Origin of the sequence: Alteriqipengyuania flavescens (assembly GCF_030406725.1) — a bacterium.
Taxonomy (GTDB): Bacteria; Pseudomonadota; Alphaproteobacteria; order Sphingomonadales; family Sphingomonadaceae; genus Alteriqipengyuania_B; species Alteriqipengyuania_B flavescens.
The window spans coordinates 1,439,448-1,454,810 of the sequence record NZ_CP129107.1 but is presented as its reverse complement, the minus strand read 5'-3'; the positions used below and the strand labels follow the sequence as shown (position 1 = coordinate 1,454,810).

Annotated in this window: 17 protein-coding genes and 1 tRNA gene; 10 read left to right on the top strand and 8 right to left on the bottom strand. The window is 65.4% G+C overall.

Going from position 1 to position 15,363, the window contains the following annotated elements; all coding sequences use genetic code 11:
- Positions 1-46: 46 nt before the first annotated feature.
- Positions 47-346 carry a hypothetical protein gene (locus QQW98_RS07555; protein WP_290134375.1) on the top strand — a complete coding sequence of 100 codons (300 nt, stop codon included), beginning with the start codon at positions 47-49 and terminating at the stop codon, positions 344-346.
- Positions 347-406: 60 nt separating this feature from the next.
- Here QQW98_RS07555 and QQW98_RS07550 read toward each other — a convergent pair whose 3' ends face one another.
- On the bottom strand, positions 407-1,528 hold the full coding sequence (locus QQW98_RS07550; RefSeq protein ID WP_404800780.1) for a fatty acid desaturase family protein: 1,122 nt from the start codon (positions 1,526-1,528) through the stop codon (positions 407-409).
- Positions 1,529-1,722: 194 nt separating this feature from the next.
- Between QQW98_RS07550 and QQW98_RS07545 the strand changes: the two genes are divergently transcribed.
- Together QQW98_RS07545 and QQW98_RS07540 are read left to right on the top strand one after the other, a co-directional pair.
- The gene (locus QQW98_RS07545; RefSeq protein ID WP_290134374.1) at positions 1,723-2,880 is read left to right on the top strand and encodes an N-acetyltransferase; all 1,158 of its coding nucleotides are present in this window, start codon (positions 1,723-1,725) and stop codon (positions 2,878-2,880) included.
- 92 nt (positions 2,881-2,972) lie between these two features.
- Entirely contained in the window at positions 2,973-3,407 is a 435-nt protein-coding gene (locus tag QQW98_RS07540) for a response regulator (RefSeq protein ID WP_290134373.1), read from the top strand.
- Between the two features lie 281 nt (positions 3,408-3,688).
- On the opposite strand, the gene QQW98_RS07535 is transcribed toward QQW98_RS07540, so the two are convergent.
- Positions 3,689-4,438, bottom strand: coding sequence for a Crp/Fnr family transcriptional regulator (locus QQW98_RS07535; RefSeq protein WP_290134372.1), 750 nt, complete (start codon positions 4,436-4,438; stop codon positions 3,689-3,691).
- 167 nt (positions 4,439-4,605) lie between these two features.
- Here QQW98_RS07535 and QQW98_RS07530 point away from each other — a divergent pair, with 167 nt between their 5' ends.
- A complete protein-coding gene (locus QQW98_RS07530) occupies positions 4,606-5,400 on the top strand; it encodes a response regulator (RefSeq protein ID WP_290134371.1) in 795 nt (264 codons plus the stop codon).
- A gap of 48 nt (positions 5,401-5,448) precedes the next feature.
- On the opposite strand, the gene QQW98_RS07525 is transcribed toward QQW98_RS07530, so the two are convergent.
- Complete coding sequence (locus tag QQW98_RS07525) at positions 5,449-7,083, bottom strand: CHASE domain-containing protein (RefSeq protein ID WP_290134370.1); 1,635 nt, start codon at positions 7,081-7,083, stop codon at positions 5,449-5,451.
- A 286-nt stretch (positions 7,084-7,369) separates the two neighbouring features.
- Here QQW98_RS07525 and QQW98_RS07520 point away from each other — a divergent pair, with 286 nt between their 5' ends.
- Genes QQW98_RS07520 through QQW98_RS07510 form a run of 3 tightly spaced genes read left to right on the top strand, consistent with a single transcriptional unit; the run spans position 7,370 to position 9,441 of the window.
- Positions 7,370-7,576, top strand: coding sequence for a NepR family anti-sigma factor (locus tag QQW98_RS07520; protein ID WP_319023275.1), 207 nt, complete (start codon positions 7,370-7,372; stop codon positions 7,574-7,576).
- Positions 7,576-8,193 carry a sigma-70 family RNA polymerase sigma factor gene (locus tag QQW98_RS07515; protein ID WP_290134369.1) on the top strand — a complete coding sequence of 206 codons (618 nt, stop codon included), beginning with the start codon at positions 7,576-7,578 and terminating at the stop codon, positions 8,191-8,193. The genes QQW98_RS07520 and QQW98_RS07515 overlap by 1 nt, the downstream gene beginning before the upstream one ends.
- Before the next feature lie 30 nt (positions 8,194-8,223).
- On the top strand, positions 8,224-9,441 hold the full coding sequence (locus QQW98_RS07510) for an AI-2E family transporter (protein ID WP_290134368.1): 1,218 nt from the start codon (positions 8,224-8,226) through the stop codon (positions 9,439-9,441).
- Positions 9,442-9,494: 53 nt separating this feature from the next.
- Here QQW98_RS07510 and QQW98_RS07505 read toward each other — a convergent pair whose 3' ends face one another.
- A complete protein-coding gene (locus tag QQW98_RS07505) occupies positions 9,495-10,106 on the bottom strand; it encodes a superoxide dismutase (protein ID WP_290134367.1) in 612 nt (203 codons plus the stop codon).
- Between the two features lie 73 nt (positions 10,107-10,179).
- Positions 10,180-11,487 (bottom strand): dicarboxylate/amino acid:cation symporter, encoded by a 1,308-nt coding sequence (locus tag QQW98_RS07500; RefSeq protein WP_290134366.1) that lies wholly within the window; start codon positions 11,485-11,487, stop codon positions 10,180-10,182.
- Positions 11,488-11,551: 64 nt separating this feature from the next.
- Between QQW98_RS07500 and glmM the strand changes: the two genes are divergently transcribed.
- From glmM to thiD, 3 genes are read left to right on the top strand one after another with little or no spacing between them, the layout of a single operon-like run.
- Positions 11,552-12,889 carry a phosphoglucosamine mutase gene (gene glmM, locus QQW98_RS07495; protein ID WP_290134365.1) on the top strand — a complete coding sequence of 446 codons (1,338 nt, stop codon included), beginning with the start codon at positions 11,552-11,554 and terminating at the stop codon, positions 12,887-12,889.
- Positions 12,889-13,113, top strand: a complete 225-nt coding sequence (locus tag QQW98_RS07490) for a DUF1272 domain-containing protein (protein ID WP_290134364.1) — start codon at positions 12,889-12,891, stop codon at positions 13,111-13,113. The genes glmM and QQW98_RS07490 overlap by 1 nt, the downstream gene beginning before the upstream one ends.
- Positions 13,110-13,925 carry a bifunctional hydroxymethylpyrimidine kinase/phosphomethylpyrimidine kinase gene (gene thiD / locus QQW98_RS07485; RefSeq protein WP_290134363.1) on the top strand — a complete coding sequence of 272 codons (816 nt, stop codon included), beginning with the start codon at positions 13,110-13,112 and terminating at the stop codon, positions 13,923-13,925. Before QQW98_RS07490 ends, thiD begins: the two co-directional genes overlap by 4 nt.
- A gap of 2 nt (positions 13,926-13,927) precedes the next feature.
- Here thiD and QQW98_RS07480 read toward each other — a convergent pair whose 3' ends face one another.
- The 3 genes from QQW98_RS07480 to QQW98_RS07470 all read right to left on the bottom strand — a co-directional run bounded on the left by QQW98_RS07480 (position 13,928) and on the right by QQW98_RS07470 (position 15,349).
- Entirely contained in the window at positions 13,928-14,800 is an 873-nt protein-coding gene (locus QQW98_RS07480) for an LOG family protein (RefSeq protein ID WP_290134362.1), read from the bottom strand.
- A 40-nt stretch (positions 14,801-14,840) separates the two neighbouring features.
- Complete coding sequence (locus tag QQW98_RS07475) at positions 14,841-15,170, bottom strand: TIGR01244 family sulfur transferase (RefSeq protein ID WP_290134361.1); 330 nt, start codon at positions 15,168-15,170, stop codon at positions 14,841-14,843.
- Positions 15,171-15,278: 108 nt separating this feature from the next.
- Positions 15,279-15,349, bottom strand: a tRNA-Ser gene (locus QQW98_RS07470).
- Positions 15,350-15,363 lie beyond the last annotated feature (14 nt).

Genomic DNA, 15,363 nt, shown 5'->3' with positions numbered 1-15,363 from the left:
AGGCAAACGTGGCCAGTTTATGTCACGGACCACAAGGAGTTCCCCTATGAAGAAAATCGTACTTGCAGCCCTGCCCGCCATTGCCCTGCTTGGCGCTTGCGGCGAAACGGCGACCGACGACGTCGAAACCGATGCCACGGCCGACGATACTGCGGCCATGAACACCCCGGCCGACACCACCGCTACCGACGGCATGGCAGCCGACGGCGCGATGGCCACCGACGGTGCGGACGGCACCACTGTTTCGGTCGACGAGAACGGTGCGGACGTTTCGGTGACCGACGGCTCGACCTCGGTCGATGCGAATGTCGACGAAGATCCCTCGGCAACCGTCACCACCGACTAAGTCGCCCACCCGAACGGAACGGGCCCTGCGCAGCGATGCGCGGGGCCTTTTTCGTGCCGGTCAGCCGCGCCCGCCCATCGTGCTGCGTGCAAGCCGGGCGACCAGCGGCCGGAGGCCGGCGTGGTTGGCGCCGTGATAGCTGGAATCGCTGTCCAGCCCGGCTTTCAGCCGGCGATGGCATTCGCCAAGGTCGTGATAGGGCATGGACGGCATCAGGTGGTGCAGCGCGTGGTAGCGCAGCCCGACGGGCGCCCAGATCGCCGCGAAGGGCGACGGCGGCGGCACGTTGACGCTGTCGAGATATTGCGCGGTCACCGTCATCGCCTCACCATCGTTCTCCCACAGGTGGGCGACAAGCGTGCGGACCTGGTTGAACACGGCGACGGCGGAAATGATCGCGATACCCGTCAGCAGCGGCTTCCAGCCGAACAGCGGGACGGAGGCGAAATAGGCGAGCGCCATCGCGGTGCCGCCGATTTCCTGCCAGAACACGCGGCGCTTGATGTCGCCTTCGGGCGGGCGGCGGCGGAAGTCCGGATTGATGGCCAGTGCAGAGGCTCGCTGCCAGACAAGCTGGCGCAGCGGCGGGATGATCGCGCTGAGCGGGTTCAGGATGCCAAAACGGATCAGCAGGCCGACGGGAAGCAGGGCGGCGATGATGACGAAGCCGGGCAGCGACCATGGCTTCATCAGCGCCAGCGGCAAATATTCCGGATCCTCCACCGTGCCGTATTGCGTGCGCTTATGGTGCAGTGTGTGCACGCCTTCGTACATGAAGGACGGCGTCAGCATCGGCACGCCGACCAGCGCGTTCCACGCAAGGCGGAATCCGGGCAGCGCGTTGCGGTGGATGTGGCTCAGTTCGTGGATGAACAGCAGCGCGCGGTAGAAGGCGAGCACGGACACGACCGCACAGCCCAGTGCCAGCCAGCCGTTCTGCAGGCCGATCGCGCCCGCCATCCCGGCGTAACCGACGGCAGCCGAAGCCAGCATGTCGGGCCAGAAGACATGCGGCTTGGCTTCGCCCAGGTCCTTGGTCAGGTCGCGGACAGCGCGCAGCATCACCTTGTCGTCCGGCATCTGGGCATGCCAGCTGCGCGGATGCGCGGATGCATCGCGCAGCTGCGCGCCTGCATCCACCGATGCAGCCGTGTCCGCCGAAAATGTCCGATGTGCGTTCATGTCTCGCTCGTTCCGAAGCCGGCCGCGCCGCAGGTTTTTCGCGGATTTGTGCGGCTCTGCGTGCCCGCGCCTCTATCATCAAATGCTAATTGCCGCAATTCGTGCAGGGCGCGGCGCCTGCGCCCCATGCTTGACATTGCCCGCCTATCCGAAACAGGGCTAACCCGCGCTGAACGGATAATGCGAGGGTTTGTGTGGGCGACGGGCAGGTAGTGATCGATCCGGTCGGCGGCAAGCGCGACCTCGATGCATTTATCGATCTCAGTTATCGGCTGAACCGCGACGATCCCAACTGGGTCGCGCCGCTGCGCGGCGACATGGTCGAGCTGCTGACGCCGGGCCGCAACCCGTTCCATGAACACGCGAGGGTGCAGTATTTCCTCGCGCGGCAGGGCGCCCGGGTCGTCGGCCGGATTTCCGCCCATATCGACGAACTGGCGCTGGCCCAGCCGCCCGAGCAGGGCATGGGCCCGGGCACCGGCAACTGGGGCCTGCTCGAAGCGGAAAGCGAGCCGGTCGCCCACGCGCTCATCGCGCGCGCCGAAGAGTGGCTACGCGCTGAAGGCATGACCAGGGTCCTCGCCCCGATCAGCCTGTCGGTGTGGGAGGAGCCTGGGCAGCTGGTGCTTGGCCACGACCATCCGCCCACGGTGCTCATGGGCCACCAGCCCAAGCGTTACGAAGGCTGGATCGAAAGCGCCGGCTACACAACCGCCAAGCGCCTGCTCACTTACGAGCTCGACATCACTCAGGAATTCCCGCCGCTGATCCGCCGCATCGTCCAGTCCGGCCATCGCAATGATCGGATCACCCTGCGCAAGGTCGACCGCAGCCGGTACGAGGATGAGGCGAAAATCATCATCGGCATCCTCAACGATGCCTGGTCCGGCAACTGGGGCTTCGTCCCCTTTACCGAGACCGAGATCGCCTATGTCGGCAAGAAGATGAAGCCGCTGGTGCGCGAGGACCTGATCATGATCGCGGAGCTCGACGGAGAGCCGATCGCCTTCATGATGACGCTGCCGGATTTCAACGAGCCGCTGGCGAAGACGAAAGGCAAGCTGTTCCCCTTCGGCTGGTTTACCTTGCTGAAATGGCTCCGCAAGCCCATAGGGAGCACGGTGCGCGTCCCGCTGATGGGGGTGGTGAGAAAACACCGCAATAGCCGGCTCGCGTCGCAAGTGGCATTCATGATGATCGATACGATCCGCAACGCATCGGTCGCGAATTACGGCGCGACCCGCGGCGAGATCGGCTGGATTCTGGAAGACAACCAGGGGATGGTCGCCATCGCCGACGCGATCCAATGCACCGTCAATCGCGAATACCGCATTTACGGCAAGGCTTTGTAGCGACAGCGTTTCCGGGCGGGAACAAAGGTCAGGGGGCCTCGTTCGGAAACGTGGGCGTCGCCATCCGGCGGCGCAGGACTGGACTTTTCCCGATGCGCAGAACGAAACCCGCCGACCAGCCCGCCTTGAGCGGGCTGAAGCGTGTCCTCGTGGTGGAAGACGATCCGATCCTTGGCGCCGCCATCGAAGCCACGCTGGAGGATGCGGGCGTGGAGGAGGTCATCGTCCTTCCCGAACTGCAATCCTCCCTTGCCGCGATCGAGGCCAAGAAGCCCTACGCGATCGTGCTCGACATCCACCTTTCCGACCGGAACGACGGCTGGGCGCTGGCCGAGCTGGTGCAGGTCATCGGTCCCAAGCCGCCGCGCATCGTGTTTCAGACCGGCCTGCCGGAAGCGATCCCGCCGGAAATCGCGGAGCTCGGCCCGGTGCTCGAAAAACCCTACGATCCTGCTGAACTCGTCGAGGCGCTGCGCCAGCCGGTGAACAAGTCGCTGCTCGCGCGGATCAAGGGCGCGCTCGCCTGATAATTCGCCTGCGGGCATCCAGCCATTTCCGATCAGACCTGTGCAGCGTGCGCGACGCCGCCAGTGTCCGTGGCGGCAACGCCCCTTCTTCTCACGGTCAGCGGACAAGAAAAAAGGCCTCCGCTCTTTTGAACGGAGGCCTTTCGGGATCGTATCACCGGCCGCTTGGACGGGAGGGGGGTCTCGGCGGTGACAATAGGGAAATGCGCGGCAAGAAAAGCGGTTCCCGCCCTCCAAACTTTTTTAAAGATTATTTGCGGTGGCGACAAATCCCTCGGAATTCAGAGGTATGGGCGCGGAGAAATATGGGGCGACTGGTATTCGGCGAATTCCACCGTGGCAGCCAGATCGTGGATTACGATCTCCCCCCGCTTCCAGTCTACCAGCCCGCTTTCGCGCAGCTGCTGGATAGAGCGGTTCGCATGGACCAGCGAAAGGCCCAGCATGTCGCCGATCTGCGCCTGGGTCAGCGGTAAGCGCAGCCGCGTCTTGCTGTCGGCATAGCCGCTTTCATACGCGCGCTCGACCAGGAACAGCGCCAGATAGGCGATGCGCTCGGCAGCACGGCGCTTGCCGAGCGTGACGAGGTGGCTTTCCAGCGCCCGCTCCTCCTTGGCGGCCAACCACACGATGTCGAACCCGAAGGCGGGTTCTTTCGCGATGAGATCGTTGAAACGATCCTGCGGGAAAACGCACAGGCGCGCCGCGGTCACGGTATCGACCCCGTGCGACGGCGCATCGCCGCGCACGGCCTGCAGGCCGAGCAAGTCGCCGGGGAACATGAAATTGACGATCTGGCGCCCATCGTCGCCCGGCAGTTCGCGGTAGCGGATCAGCACGCCTTCGAGCACGGTATACAGCTTGTCCTGCGGCTGGCCCTGGCGGATCAGCGTGTTGCCTGCTTCCAGCACCATCTCGCCGCGCTTGAAATCCTCGACCAGCGTCAGCCGGTCGGGCTCGATCGGGGTGAGGCCGGGCCGGCACGCCAGCGGACAATCACGGCATTCGATAAGATCGGTGCTGGTTTCCATATCGGCTGCCCCCCCGGACACGCCGGAAAACCGTCCGCATCCCTTGGGTATGTCGAGCGATCCGGCCTAAACAACTCACCGCCCGGCGCACGGGTTCCCGTTCGGGAACCATGCGCGAAGGTCGGCGTTCGACAGGCGTATACACAGACGGAAGGGATTTCAATTACATGTCATTGGCCGATCAGGTTGCCGCGAATCTTCCATATTTGCGGCGCTACGCCCGCGCGCTCACGGGGTCACAAGGGACCGGGGATGCCTTCGTCCGCCAGACGCTGGAAGCAGCGCTCGCCGACGAACAACTGAAGCAGGAACTGGCCGAAGGTGGCCGCGTGCCGCTTTACCGCGCATTCGACAAGCTGTGGAGCAGCGCGCACATGGAAGTCGCCGCCGACAGCGGTGGCGACGATCACGAAGGCAGTGCGCAGGATCGCCTTCGCCGGATCACGCCGGTCAATCGGCAGGCGCTCCTCCTCACCACGCTGGAAGATTTCTCCAACGAGGATGCGGGCAAAATCATGGGCATGTCGGCCGACGACGTCGCCAGCCTGGTTTCCGAAGCCGTGTCGGAAATCGACCGCGAGAGCACGACCAGCGTCCTGATCATCGAGGACGAGCCGCTCATTTCGATGCAGCTGGAAGACCTGGTGCGCTCGCTGGGCCACGAGATTTGCGGCACCGCCGCAACCCGGACGCAGGCACAGCAGGTGGTCGCCGAGACGCGACCCGGCCTCGTCCTCGCCGACATCCAGCTTGCGGACGGCAGTTCGGGCCTCGATGCAGTGGACGACATCCTCGAAATCGGCAGCGTGCCGGTGATCTTCATCACCGCCTATCCCGAGCGGCTGCTGACCGGCGACCGGCCGGAACCGACCTACCTCATCACCAAGCCTTTCCAGGAGGCATCGGTCCGCACGGCGATCAGTCAGGCCCTGTTCTTCAACAGCAGCCGTCCGCTGACCTGATCAATCCAACCGTACAGACCGGTTGAGAAACAAGCCGCCCGCTTCCCCTCAGGAGGCGGGCGGTTTTTCTTCGCCTGCGTCGCGTGCGCGCAGGGAAAAGTCGGTTGGCTGGCGCAGCGGCACCAGCATGGTGCACTTCACACCTTCCGGATCGAAGCGAAGGTCGACGGGGCGGCCGAGCTCGTGCGCCACGATCTTCTCGATCAGGTCGGTGCCGAACCCGCGCGCGCGCTCCTGCTTCACTTCCGGACCTCCGCTTTCGGCCCAGTCCAGCCGGATCGTGTTGCCGTCTACCTCTTGCCACCGGATATCGATCCGCCCACCGGGTACGCTCAGCGCGCCGTATTTGGCGGCGTTGGTGGCGAGCTCGTGGATGGCAAGGCCCAGCGAAAGCGCATCGTTGGGGGCAAGCTCTGAATCTGGGCCGTCGAGGTTGAGCATGCGCTCCGAATCACGTGCATAGGGGGCAAGCTCTGCCTCGATCACCGCGCGCACCGGAGTAGTGCCCCAGTCGGAATGGGTCAGCAGGTCGTGCGTCGCGCTCAGCGCGCGGATGCGGCCGTCGATGCCGTCGGCAAACTCGTCGAGCGAACTGGCCCGTCGGCGGGTCAGCGCCACGATCGACAGCACATTGGCAAGCGTGTTCTTCACCCGGTGGTTGAGCTCGCGGGTCAGCGAGTTGCGGATGGATGCCTGTTCGGCGAACCAGCTAATCGCGGCATCGTCCTCGAACGCCTGCTGCGTCAAAAGGCGCACGACCATCATCAGCAGCAAGGCCACCATCAGGCCGAACAGCAAGGTCAGCAGCGACAGGGTGGACAGTGCTGAAGTCGACGGCGCGTAGACTTCCAGCACCCAGCGATGGTTGGCGAACCGGATTCCCTGACGAACCTTGTTCTTGCCCCCGTCTTCCACCCCCGCGCTGGCGAGCAACTGCTCCTTGCCGTCCACCGCGTCGTAGAAGCGCACACCGAAATCGCTGGCACCTTCCAGCTCAAGGGCCGAGCCGAGGAAGTCGGCGGCATTGAAGGGGCTGTAGATGAAGCCCTTCAGCCGCGGCCCGGCCTCTTCGCGCACAACCACCGGCATATAGATGAGGAAGCCGGGTTCGGGCGCCGCCCCTTCCTGCACAAGAACGACCTGCCCCGACGCGGTCGGGCGCAGGTCACGGAACGCCTCTTGCATAGCCTGTCGCCGGACGGTCTCGGAATACATGTCGAAGCCGAGCGCGCGGCGATTGCGCTCGGTATCGGGCTGCAGGAAAGTCACCGGGACGGCGAAGGGCTGGCCGGGGACAAGCGCGGGAAATATTTGCGTCCGCAGGCTGTTTTCGCTTTCGCGCGCGTCCGACCACGCGGCAAATTCGCTGCGCCGCACGACCGGCGCCCAGCCAAAGCCCTCGGCCCCGCGATAATCGGAATCGAGCCGCAATTCGCTGACGAAGCGGTCGAAGCGGGACCGCGGCACGTCGTCCAGCGTCGCGAACAGCGCAGCCCCGGCCCGAAGGTAGGATGAATTGGCGTTGGCCCGCCTCTCCAGCGCGCTGGAAACGGATTCGGCGCGTGCAATCAGCATCGCCTCCGTCCGCCGGTCCTCGCCCCGCTCCATCGCGAAAACGGACAGCCCGGTAATCATCATCACCAGCGCGAACAGCGCCAGCGGGATCGCCCGCGGATATTCCACCAGCAACCTGCGCGAAAGCTTTCTTCGGGGGAGCGCAGGTGACAGCGGGAAAATTCCTTCTTTCGCCAAGAATTAAGCCCTCACAAGCGGGCCGGGTTCACAATCATGCCGGAAATGCGCACAATTGCGGCGATAATCCGTGCATCGCGGGAACCGTGCAGGCCGGCTTTCGTTCCAATTTCCACGGACGACGGGGTACCAACTGTTAACAATTGGCACTCGGATTGATTGCTTTGCCGCCCGACGGGGCGGCATTGGCTTGCAACACGCGTACTAAGGCATTCGAATGACATCGAAAGAACCCATCAAACCTGCCGACAAAGCGGGGTCTCAGAAGGTCGGAACGGGAATGGACGGAACGGAAAGAGCTAGCACGGAAAAGGAGCCCGGTTGGGCTAACGGCTTGCGGCAGCTATACGATTCCGTCGTGGAAGAGGACCTGCCCGACAGCTTAAAGGATCTCCTTTCGAAACTGGACGCGTCGAAGCACTGATGCCCAAGCCGGAAAACAATCGCAGCGCCGAAGACCAGGCGGCTTTCAAGCGCGAGCTGACGGAAGTCGTGCCGCACCTGCGCGCATTCGCGCGCGGCCTGTGCGGCCGCCCCGACATGGCCGACGACCTAGTGCAGGAAGCGCTCCTAAAGGCATGGGCCGCACAGCAGCGGTTCGAGCCGGGCACGTCGATGCGCGCCTGGACCTTCGTGATCCTGCGCAACGCCTACTTGACCGACATGCGCCGCAACCGCTTCCGCGGCGAGTATGACGAAACGGTGGCCGAACGCATCCTGACCGCCCCTGCCGGGCAGGAAGAGCCTGTCCACCTGTCCGACATGCACCGCGCAATGTTGACGCTGCCGCCCGAACGGCGCGAGGCGCTGTTGCTGGTCGGTGCCGGCGGCTTTTCGTACGAAGAAGCGGCCGAAATCTGCGGTTGCGCGGTCGGCACGATCAAGAGCCGCGTGGGCCGCGCTCGCGCCGCGCTCACCAGCATGCTCGAAGATGGCGACATCCCCCAGCGCTCCGTCGACGATGCGCGCGCGCAACGCGCCATCCTGGAAGAGCTGGACGATGTGGCCGCCGGCCTCGGGAAGTCCGAACCCACTCGCTAATCGGGCGAAAATGCGGCAAGACTCTCGCGTATGAGCGAAAGCGATCCCGTAACCCGCACGGACACGGCCCCCGCCGACAAGCCGGTGCATGGTGCGCGCACGAGCCTGTTTCGTGCGGCGGCCTTTGCCGAACAGGAATTGCGCCTCATTTCCGTGCTAGTGGTGTTCATCGGCTTCGGGCTGTTCCTGGCGCTGCCATTCGTCCTGTCGATCGGATCGGTGGTGTTCCTCCCCGTGGTTACGGCGCTGATGATCACCATCATCCTGTCGCCGCTGGCCGACCGCTTCGCGGCATGGGGCCTGCCTAATATCCTGTCCTCGCTCTTCGCGCTGCTCGTTTTCTTCACGCTCGTCGTCTTCGCGCTTGCGCTGGTGTTCCTGCCGGCAGTCGATCTGATCGACGAGGTGCCGGCCATGTTCCGGACGATATCGGAGCGGCTGGGCGAATTGCGGGGCACCTTTGCGTGGGTCATCGAGCTCAACGACGATCTCGCCACGATGGTGGGCGGCAACACGCAGGACGGCCCGCAAGTCGTGCTCGCCGGGCCCAGCGTCCTGCAGCAGCTCGCCGTGGCGACGCCGACGGCGGTGCTGGCGATCCTGCTCACCTTCCTGATGGCCTTCTTCATGATCGAGGCGCGCGTGCGCATGCGCCGCCGCCTGCTGCTGGAACGCAGCGATTTCGGCGCCAGCGTCAAGGCCGCGCGCGTGATGCGCGACGTGCAGGACCGCGTGGCGATCTACATGCTTACCGTCGCCATGATCAATGCCGGCCAGGGCGTAATCGTGGCGCTGGGCGCGTGGGCGCTCGGCGTGGATGCGCCGATCATGTGGGGCGGCCTCGCCGCGCTTCTCAATTTCCTGCCCTATATCGGCCCGGTCGCGATGATCGGCCTGCTGACGCTGTTCGGCGTCGGCACGGCGGAGACGATGCTGCTCGGCCTGATCCCGGCCCTCGCCTATCTGGCCTTGCATACGATCGAGGCGAATATCGTCACGCCGACCATCCTCGGCGCGCGCTTCACCATGAACCCGGTCATGATCCTGATCGCCCTCAGCTATTTCTCGTGGATCTGGGGCATCACCGGCGCACTGCTGTCGGTGCCCATCCTGCTGACGCTGACCGCCCTGTTCGACCATGTCGGCAGGCCCAACCTGATCGGCTTCCTGTTCGGCGAGCCGCTGTTCAATCCGCCAGAGAGCGACGAGGTCCCCGCACCCGCCGCCACGATCGCGGCAGCAGACTGACACAAAAAAGCCCGCCTTACGGCGGGCTTTTCGTTGTCGGTGCGGGCGAAGGATCAGGCGGGGTAGGTCCAGCTCGATCCGCGCTCCAAGTTATCTGCCGCAAAGTCCCAGTCGAGGTGGTTCTCGATCACTTCCTTCAGGTATTCCGGGCGCTTGTTCTGGTGGTCGAGGTAGTAGGCATGCTCCCACACGTCGATCGTCAGCAGCGGGTTGAAGTCGCTGTCGGCCAGAGTGTCGCCGTCATGTGTTTCCTCGATGCTGAGCTTGCCGCCCTTTTCGGCCAGCCAGACCCAGCCGCTGGCGAAGTGGCCGGCGCCGCGATCGGCCAGCTTGTCCTTCAATTCGGCGAAGCTGCCGAAAGCCTCGTCGATCTTGTCGGCCAGCGCGCCGCTCGGCGACTTGGCGTCGGCGCTCAGCGAATGCCAGTAGAAGCCGTGGTTCCAGCTTTGCGCGGCGTTGTTGAACAGGCCCTGGTCGCTGCCGCGTGCGGCGGCGATGATGTCTTCCAGGCTCTTGTCCGCATGGTCCGTGCCTTCGATCGCCTTATTGGTCTTGTCGATATAGGCCTGGTGGTGCTTGCCGTGGTGGTAGCTGAACGTCTCGGCGGAAATGGCCGGGTCCAGCGCGTCGGCGGCAAAGGGCAGGTCGATGAGTTTGAAAGCCATGGTTGGATCCATTCTGTTGTAGCTGGGGATGTCATCGGGCCAACGCACGAGAGCGCCGTCGGGTCCGAAAAGTTTACGCCTCCACAGCGCCACCGGTGCGCCGGTCGACCGTGCCCGCCAGCGCGACATTCATGGTGACGTTGCCGACGGTGCGCATCAGGTCCGGGATCATCTCCACCGCCACCAGCAGCGCCAATGGGCCGATGGGCACACCCATGGCGAGCGCGATGGGGCCGATGGACGTCACGAAGCTGACCGAGCCGGGCAGGCTGACGGAGCCGATGGTGGTGACGAGCGCCACCGCCGCCCCCGCCGCGAGTACGCCGGGAGTCAGTTCGACACCGGTCAGCACCGCGACGTAGATCGCGACCGCCAGATTCATCGCCGGGCTGGTTGCGCGGAAGATGGCGACCGCAAGCGGCAGCACGAAGTCCGCGGCAGCCGCACGGATGCCGAGCCTGCGGCAGCTTTCGAGCATCGGCGGCAGGCTGGCGAGCGAGCTCTGGGTGGACAGCGCCACCGCCTGTGCGGGCACGATGGCGCGCCCGAAGCGCAGCGGCGAGAAGCCTGCGCCCGCCCATGCGACCACGTAGGCGGCTACGAACACCACGAAGCCCATTGCCGAAACGGTCAGGATATAATGGCCCAGCGCGGCGATGGCCCCCGCGCCTGCGCGCGCCGCCATCCCGATCGCCAGCGCGAACACGCCGACCGGCGCCAGCCACAGGACCCAGCCGACGATGACCAGCATCGCATCGGCCAGCGCGGCGAAGAACCCCGCCATTTGCGCGCGCTGCGCCTCCGGCAGTCGGGCGATCGCGAACCCCAATGCGCCGAAGAAGATGATCAGCGGCAGCATTTGCGTTTCGGCGGCGGCCGCGATGATGTTCGGGCTGACCAGCGAGGTCAGGAAATCGCCGAGGCCGGGGACTTGTTGCGGCTCCACCGTCTCGGCCGCCAGCACCTGCCCCGCCTCGATGGGCACGGGGAACAGCGCCAGCAGCGCCGGCATGGCAAAGGCGGCGAAGATCGTGCCCGCGGCAAGGATCGAGAAAATGCCGACCAGCGTGGTCTTGGCCATGGCGCCGGCCCGCGCGGTGGCCACCATCTTGCCGATACCGACGACCAGCAGGGCGGCCACCAGCGGGATGATCGTCATCTGCAGGGCGCGCAGCCACAGCGACCCGACCGGCTCCGCCACCTGCAGCACCAGCTCCTCGGTCGCGGTGCCCGCAAGCAGGAGACCGAGCACGATCCCGCCGACGAGGCCGGCAAAGGTCAGCCCCGCCGGCAGCTTGAGTACGGGCGGGGCGATGTCGGTGTCGGTTTGCGAAGGGCGCGCGGTCATGGCGGGCGTGACATTAGCGGCAAGGGACGGCATGGCAACGCCGCATCCACCGGTGATTTCACCGAAGCGACATGACTTTCGAAGGAGACGGCAGGACATGGGCCGCAAGTATTTCGGCACGGACGGGATTCGCGGGCTGGCAGGGGGCAAGCTGCTCGACGCCGCGCTGGCGATGAAGGTGGGCCAGGCCGCCGGCGCACACTTCCTGCGCGGCGATCACCGCCATCGCGTGGTGATCGGCAAGGACACGCGCCTGTCGGGCTACATGATGGAAAATGCGCTGGTCGCGGGCTTCACCAGCGTGGGCATGGACGTGATCCAGACCGGGCCGCTACCCACTCCCGCCGTCGCCTTGCTCACGCGCGAGATGCGCGCCGACATCGGGGTGATGATTTCGGCCAGCCACAATCCGTTTCACGACAACGGCATCAAGCTGTTCGGGCCGGACGGATACAAACTGTCGGACGAGGACGAGGAAGCGATCGAGGCGCTGATGGACGCCGCCCCCGATCATGCGGACGGCGATTCCATCGGCCGCGCCCGCCGGATCGAGGATGCGCGCGGCCGTTATATCCACGCGGTGAAGCAGTCGTTGGCAGACGACGTGCGGCTCGACGGGCTGAAAGTGGTGGTCGATTGCGCCCACGGCGCCGCCTACCAGGTCGCGCCTTCGGCCATCTGGGAACTGGGCGCGGACACGATCGCCATGGGCACTTCGCCAAACGGCCTCAACATCAACGACGGCGTCGGCTCCACCTCGCTCGATGCAATCAAGGCCCGGGTGCTGGAGGAAAGCGCGAACATCGGCATCGCGTTGGATGGCGACGCGGACCGGCTTATCGTGATCGACGAGAAAGGCGAGACGGTGGACGGCGACCAGATCATGGCGCTGATCGGCAGCCGCTGGGCCAAGCGTGGGCGGCTAAAGGGCGGCGGGGTTGTCGCTACGGTGATGAGCAACCTCGGCCTCGAACGTTTTCTGCAGGGCGAGGGACTGGAGCTCGTGCGCACCAAGGTCGGCGACCGTCACGTCCTCTCCGCCATGCGCAAGGGCGGCTACAATGTGGGCGGCGAACAGTCGGGCCACATGATCCTGTCGGACTTCGCCACCACCGGTGACGGGACCGTGGCCGCCTTGCAAGTGCTGAGCGCAATGGTCCGCACCGGCAAGCCGGCGAGCGAGATGCTGCACCTGTTCGATCCGGTGCCGCAGCTCCTTAAAAACGTCCGCTACGATGGCGGCGACCCGCTGGACGCGGCGGCAGTGAAACAGGCCATCGCCGATGGCGAGAGCGATCTTGGCAATGGCGGCCGTCTGGTCATCCGCAAGTCGGGCACCGAACCGCTTATCCGCGTGATGGCGGAAGGCGACGATGCGGGCCAGGTCGAGCGGGTCGTCGATTCGATCTGCGCCGCGGTGAAGGCTGCCGCCTGATGCTGGAAATGCGGCCTGATTGCGAACGCTGCGGCGCGGACCTGCCGGCCGAGGTCGGCGGCGCGTTCGTCTGCAGCTTCGAATGCACCTTCTGCGCGCCATGCGCTGATGCGCTGGACGAGGCCTGCCCCAATTGCGGCGGCGAATTGCTAGACCGGCCGACCCGCAGCAAGGCGCTGCAGGCGAAATTCCCCGCCTCCACAGTGCGGAAGTTCGCATCGTGAGCGACGCGCCGGTGAAGACTCCGCCGCGCATCCTGATCGTCGCCGGGTCCGACAGTTCGGGCGGCGCGGGCATCCAGGCCGACATCAAGACCGTCACCATGCTGGGCGGCTATGCAATGACCGCGATTACCGCGCTGACCGCGCAGAACAGCGTCGGCGTGCAGGGCGTGGAGCCGGTTTCCGCCGATTTCGTCGCCGCGCAGATCGACAGCTGCCTGTCGGACATCGGGGCCGATGCGGTGAAAATCGGCATGCTGGGCTCGCCGCAAGTGGTCGAAGCCGTCGCCGGGCGGCTGCACGGCACGGGGCTTCCCATCGTGCTCGACCCCGTGATGGTTGCCACCAGCGGCGCACAGCTGGCGGCGGACGAGACGGTCGCGGCCATGCGCGAGCACCTGTTTCCCATCGCCAGCCTGCTGACGCCGAACCTGCCCGAACTCGCCAGACTGATGAACACCGAACTATCGGATCGCGAATCGATCCACACCGCCAGCGGCCTCCTGGTCGGCACCACCGGATGCTCCGTCCTCACCAAGGGCGGCCACGGCGAAGGCGAGCGGATCGAGGACCTTTTCGTGCCGGTCGAGGGGCGCTGGGCCGAATTCGACGACCCGCGGATCGAAACCCAGCATACGCACGGGACGGGGTGCACCTTGTCGAGCGCCATCGCCACGCTGCTGGGTCACGGCGTGCCCATGGAACATGCTGTCCGGCTGGCGCGCAAGTTCGTGCGCGCGGCGATCCGGAACGCGCCAGGCTTCGGCGCGGGCCACGGCCCGCTGGGCCACCAGGCGGTGCGCTCGCTGGACTGACCCTAGCGGTCGAGGTCGTAGAATTCGGCGATGGCGGCCCAGGCCTCGTCCGCCGTTTCGCACCACTGGAACAGTCCCAGGTCTTTGTGGCTGATCGTCCCTTCGTCGGCGATGGCTTCGAAATCGACCACACGGGTCCAGAAGTCCTTGCCGAACAGCAGGATCGGCATTTTCTTCATCTTACCGGTCTGGATCAACGTCAGTAGCTCGAAGAACTCGTCGAACGTGCCGAAGCCGCCGGGGAACACCGCCACCGCCTTGGCGCGCAGCAGGAAGTGCATCTTGCGCAGGGCGAAATAGTGGAAATTCAGCGACAGGTAGGGCGTCACGTAAGGATTGGGCGCCTGTTCGTGCGGCAGCACGATGTTAAGGCCGACGCTTTCCGCGCCCGCATCGCTCGCGCCGCGATTGGCGGCTTCCATGATCGACGGCCCGCCGCCGGAGCAGACGACGAACTGGCGCTTGCCTTCCTCGATAATCGACTTTTCGCTGACCATCCGGGCCAGCTTGCGCGCCTCGCCGTAATACTTCGCCTTCTTGGCGAGGTTGCGCAGGACGCGGGCCTCGTCTTCCGGCAGCTTGGCGGCCTGCTCCTCCACCTCGTCCACGCTTTCGGGCGGCGGGATGCGGGCGGAACCGTACATCACCAGCGTGGAACCGACCCCGGCCTCGTCCAGCAGCATTTCGGGCTTCAGCAGCTCGAGCTGGAACCGCACCGGGCGCAGCTCGTCCCGCAGCAGGAAATCCTTGTCCTGGAACGCCAGCTTGTAGGCCGGATGCCGCGTCTGCGGCGTATCGGCCTGCTCGGTGGAGAACTTCGCCTCCTGGTCGGCGGGATAGAACTTACGGTCGGAAAGGTCGCGTTCGCTGGTCATCGCGCCGCCCTATGCGCGCAAGGCGGGAATGCCAAGCGGCTCAGCCCTGGCTTGCCTGGTAGAGCATTCCCGAACGGTTGCCGGTGCGGCAGAAGGCGAGCACCGGGCCCGGCAATTCTTCCAGCACCGAGGCGAATTCGTCCTTGCTGGCAGCGATATCATCGGCCGAGGCTATCGGGATGAACCGCGTTTCCAGCCCGGCGTCTCCGGCGGCTGCGGCGACCTGGCTCCATTCCGGCTGGTCCGGCTCCTCGCCATCGGGCCGGTTGCAGACAAGCGATCGGAATCCCGCCGCCTTGACCGCTGCGATGTCTTCCGGGCGGACCTGTCCGGTGACGGCAAGGTTTTCGGTCAGCTGCTTCACGTCCATATCGCTCTCCATTCTCGTTGCCGCTTCGAGATAGGAAGCCGGCGCACGCACGTCGAGACGTCGCGTGTGAAATCACGTGCCTGCGCAGGGGTAACGGATCGGGAAGGCTGGATGCCCCGCGAGGATTCGAACCTCGATTGACGGAGTCAGAGTCCGCATCGACCCCGCACAAAACTGCGGAAAACCCGCGCCA

What these genes read in the sequence shown, in the direction of transcription:
- QQW98_RS07555 (WP_290134375.1), top strand. Translation starts at nt 47, where the DNA reads ATGAAGAAAATCGTACTTGCAGCCCTGCCCGCCATTGCCCTGCTTGGC.
- QQW98_RS07550 (WP_404800780.1), bottom strand. Translation starts at nt 1,528, where the DNA reads ATGAACGCACATCGGACATTTTCGGCGGACACGGCTGCATCGGTGGAT.
- QQW98_RS07540 (WP_290134373.1), top strand. Translation starts at nt 2,973, where the DNA reads ATGCGCAGAACGAAACCCGCCGACCAGCCCGCCTTGAGCGGGCTGAAG.
- QQW98_RS07535 (WP_290134372.1), bottom strand. Translation starts at nt 4,438, where the DNA reads ATGGAAACCAGCACCGATCTTATCGAATGCCGTGATTGTCCGCTGGCG.
- QQW98_RS07530 (WP_290134371.1), top strand. Translation starts at nt 4,606, where the DNA reads ATGTCATTGGCCGATCAGGTTGCCGCGAATCTTCCATATTTGCGGCGC.
- QQW98_RS07520 (WP_319023275.1), top strand. Translation starts at nt 7,370, where the DNA reads ATGACATCGAAAGAACCCATCAAACCTGCCGACAAAGCGGGGTCTCAG.
- QQW98_RS07515 (WP_290134369.1), top strand. Translation starts at nt 7,576, where the DNA reads ATGCCCAAGCCGGAAAACAATCGCAGCGCCGAAGACCAGGCGGCTTTC.
- QQW98_RS07510 (WP_290134368.1), top strand. Translation starts at nt 8,224, where the DNA reads ATGAGCGAAAGCGATCCCGTAACCCGCACGGACACGGCCCCCGCCGAC.
- QQW98_RS07505 (WP_290134367.1), bottom strand. Translation starts at nt 10,106, where the DNA reads ATGGCTTTCAAACTCATCGACCTGCCCTTTGCCGCCGACGCGCTGGAC.
- QQW98_RS07500 (WP_290134366.1), bottom strand. Translation starts at nt 11,487, where the DNA reads ATGCCGTCCCTTGCCGCTAATGTCACGCCCGCCATGACCGCGCGCCCT.
- glmM (WP_290134365.1), top strand. Translation starts at nt 11,552, where the DNA reads ATGGGCCGCAAGTATTTCGGCACGGACGGGATTCGCGGGCTGGCAGGG.
- QQW98_RS07490 (WP_290134364.1), top strand. Translation starts at nt 12,889, where the DNA reads ATGCTGGAAATGCGGCCTGATTGCGAACGCTGCGGCGCGGACCTGCCG.
- QQW98_RS07480 (WP_290134362.1), bottom strand. Translation starts at nt 14,800, where the DNA reads ATGACCAGCGAACGCGACCTTTCCGACCGTAAGTTCTATCCCGCCGAC.
- QQW98_RS07475 (WP_290134361.1), bottom strand. Translation starts at nt 15,170, where the DNA reads ATGGACGTGAAGCAGCTGACCGAAAACCTTGCCGTCACCGGACAGGTC.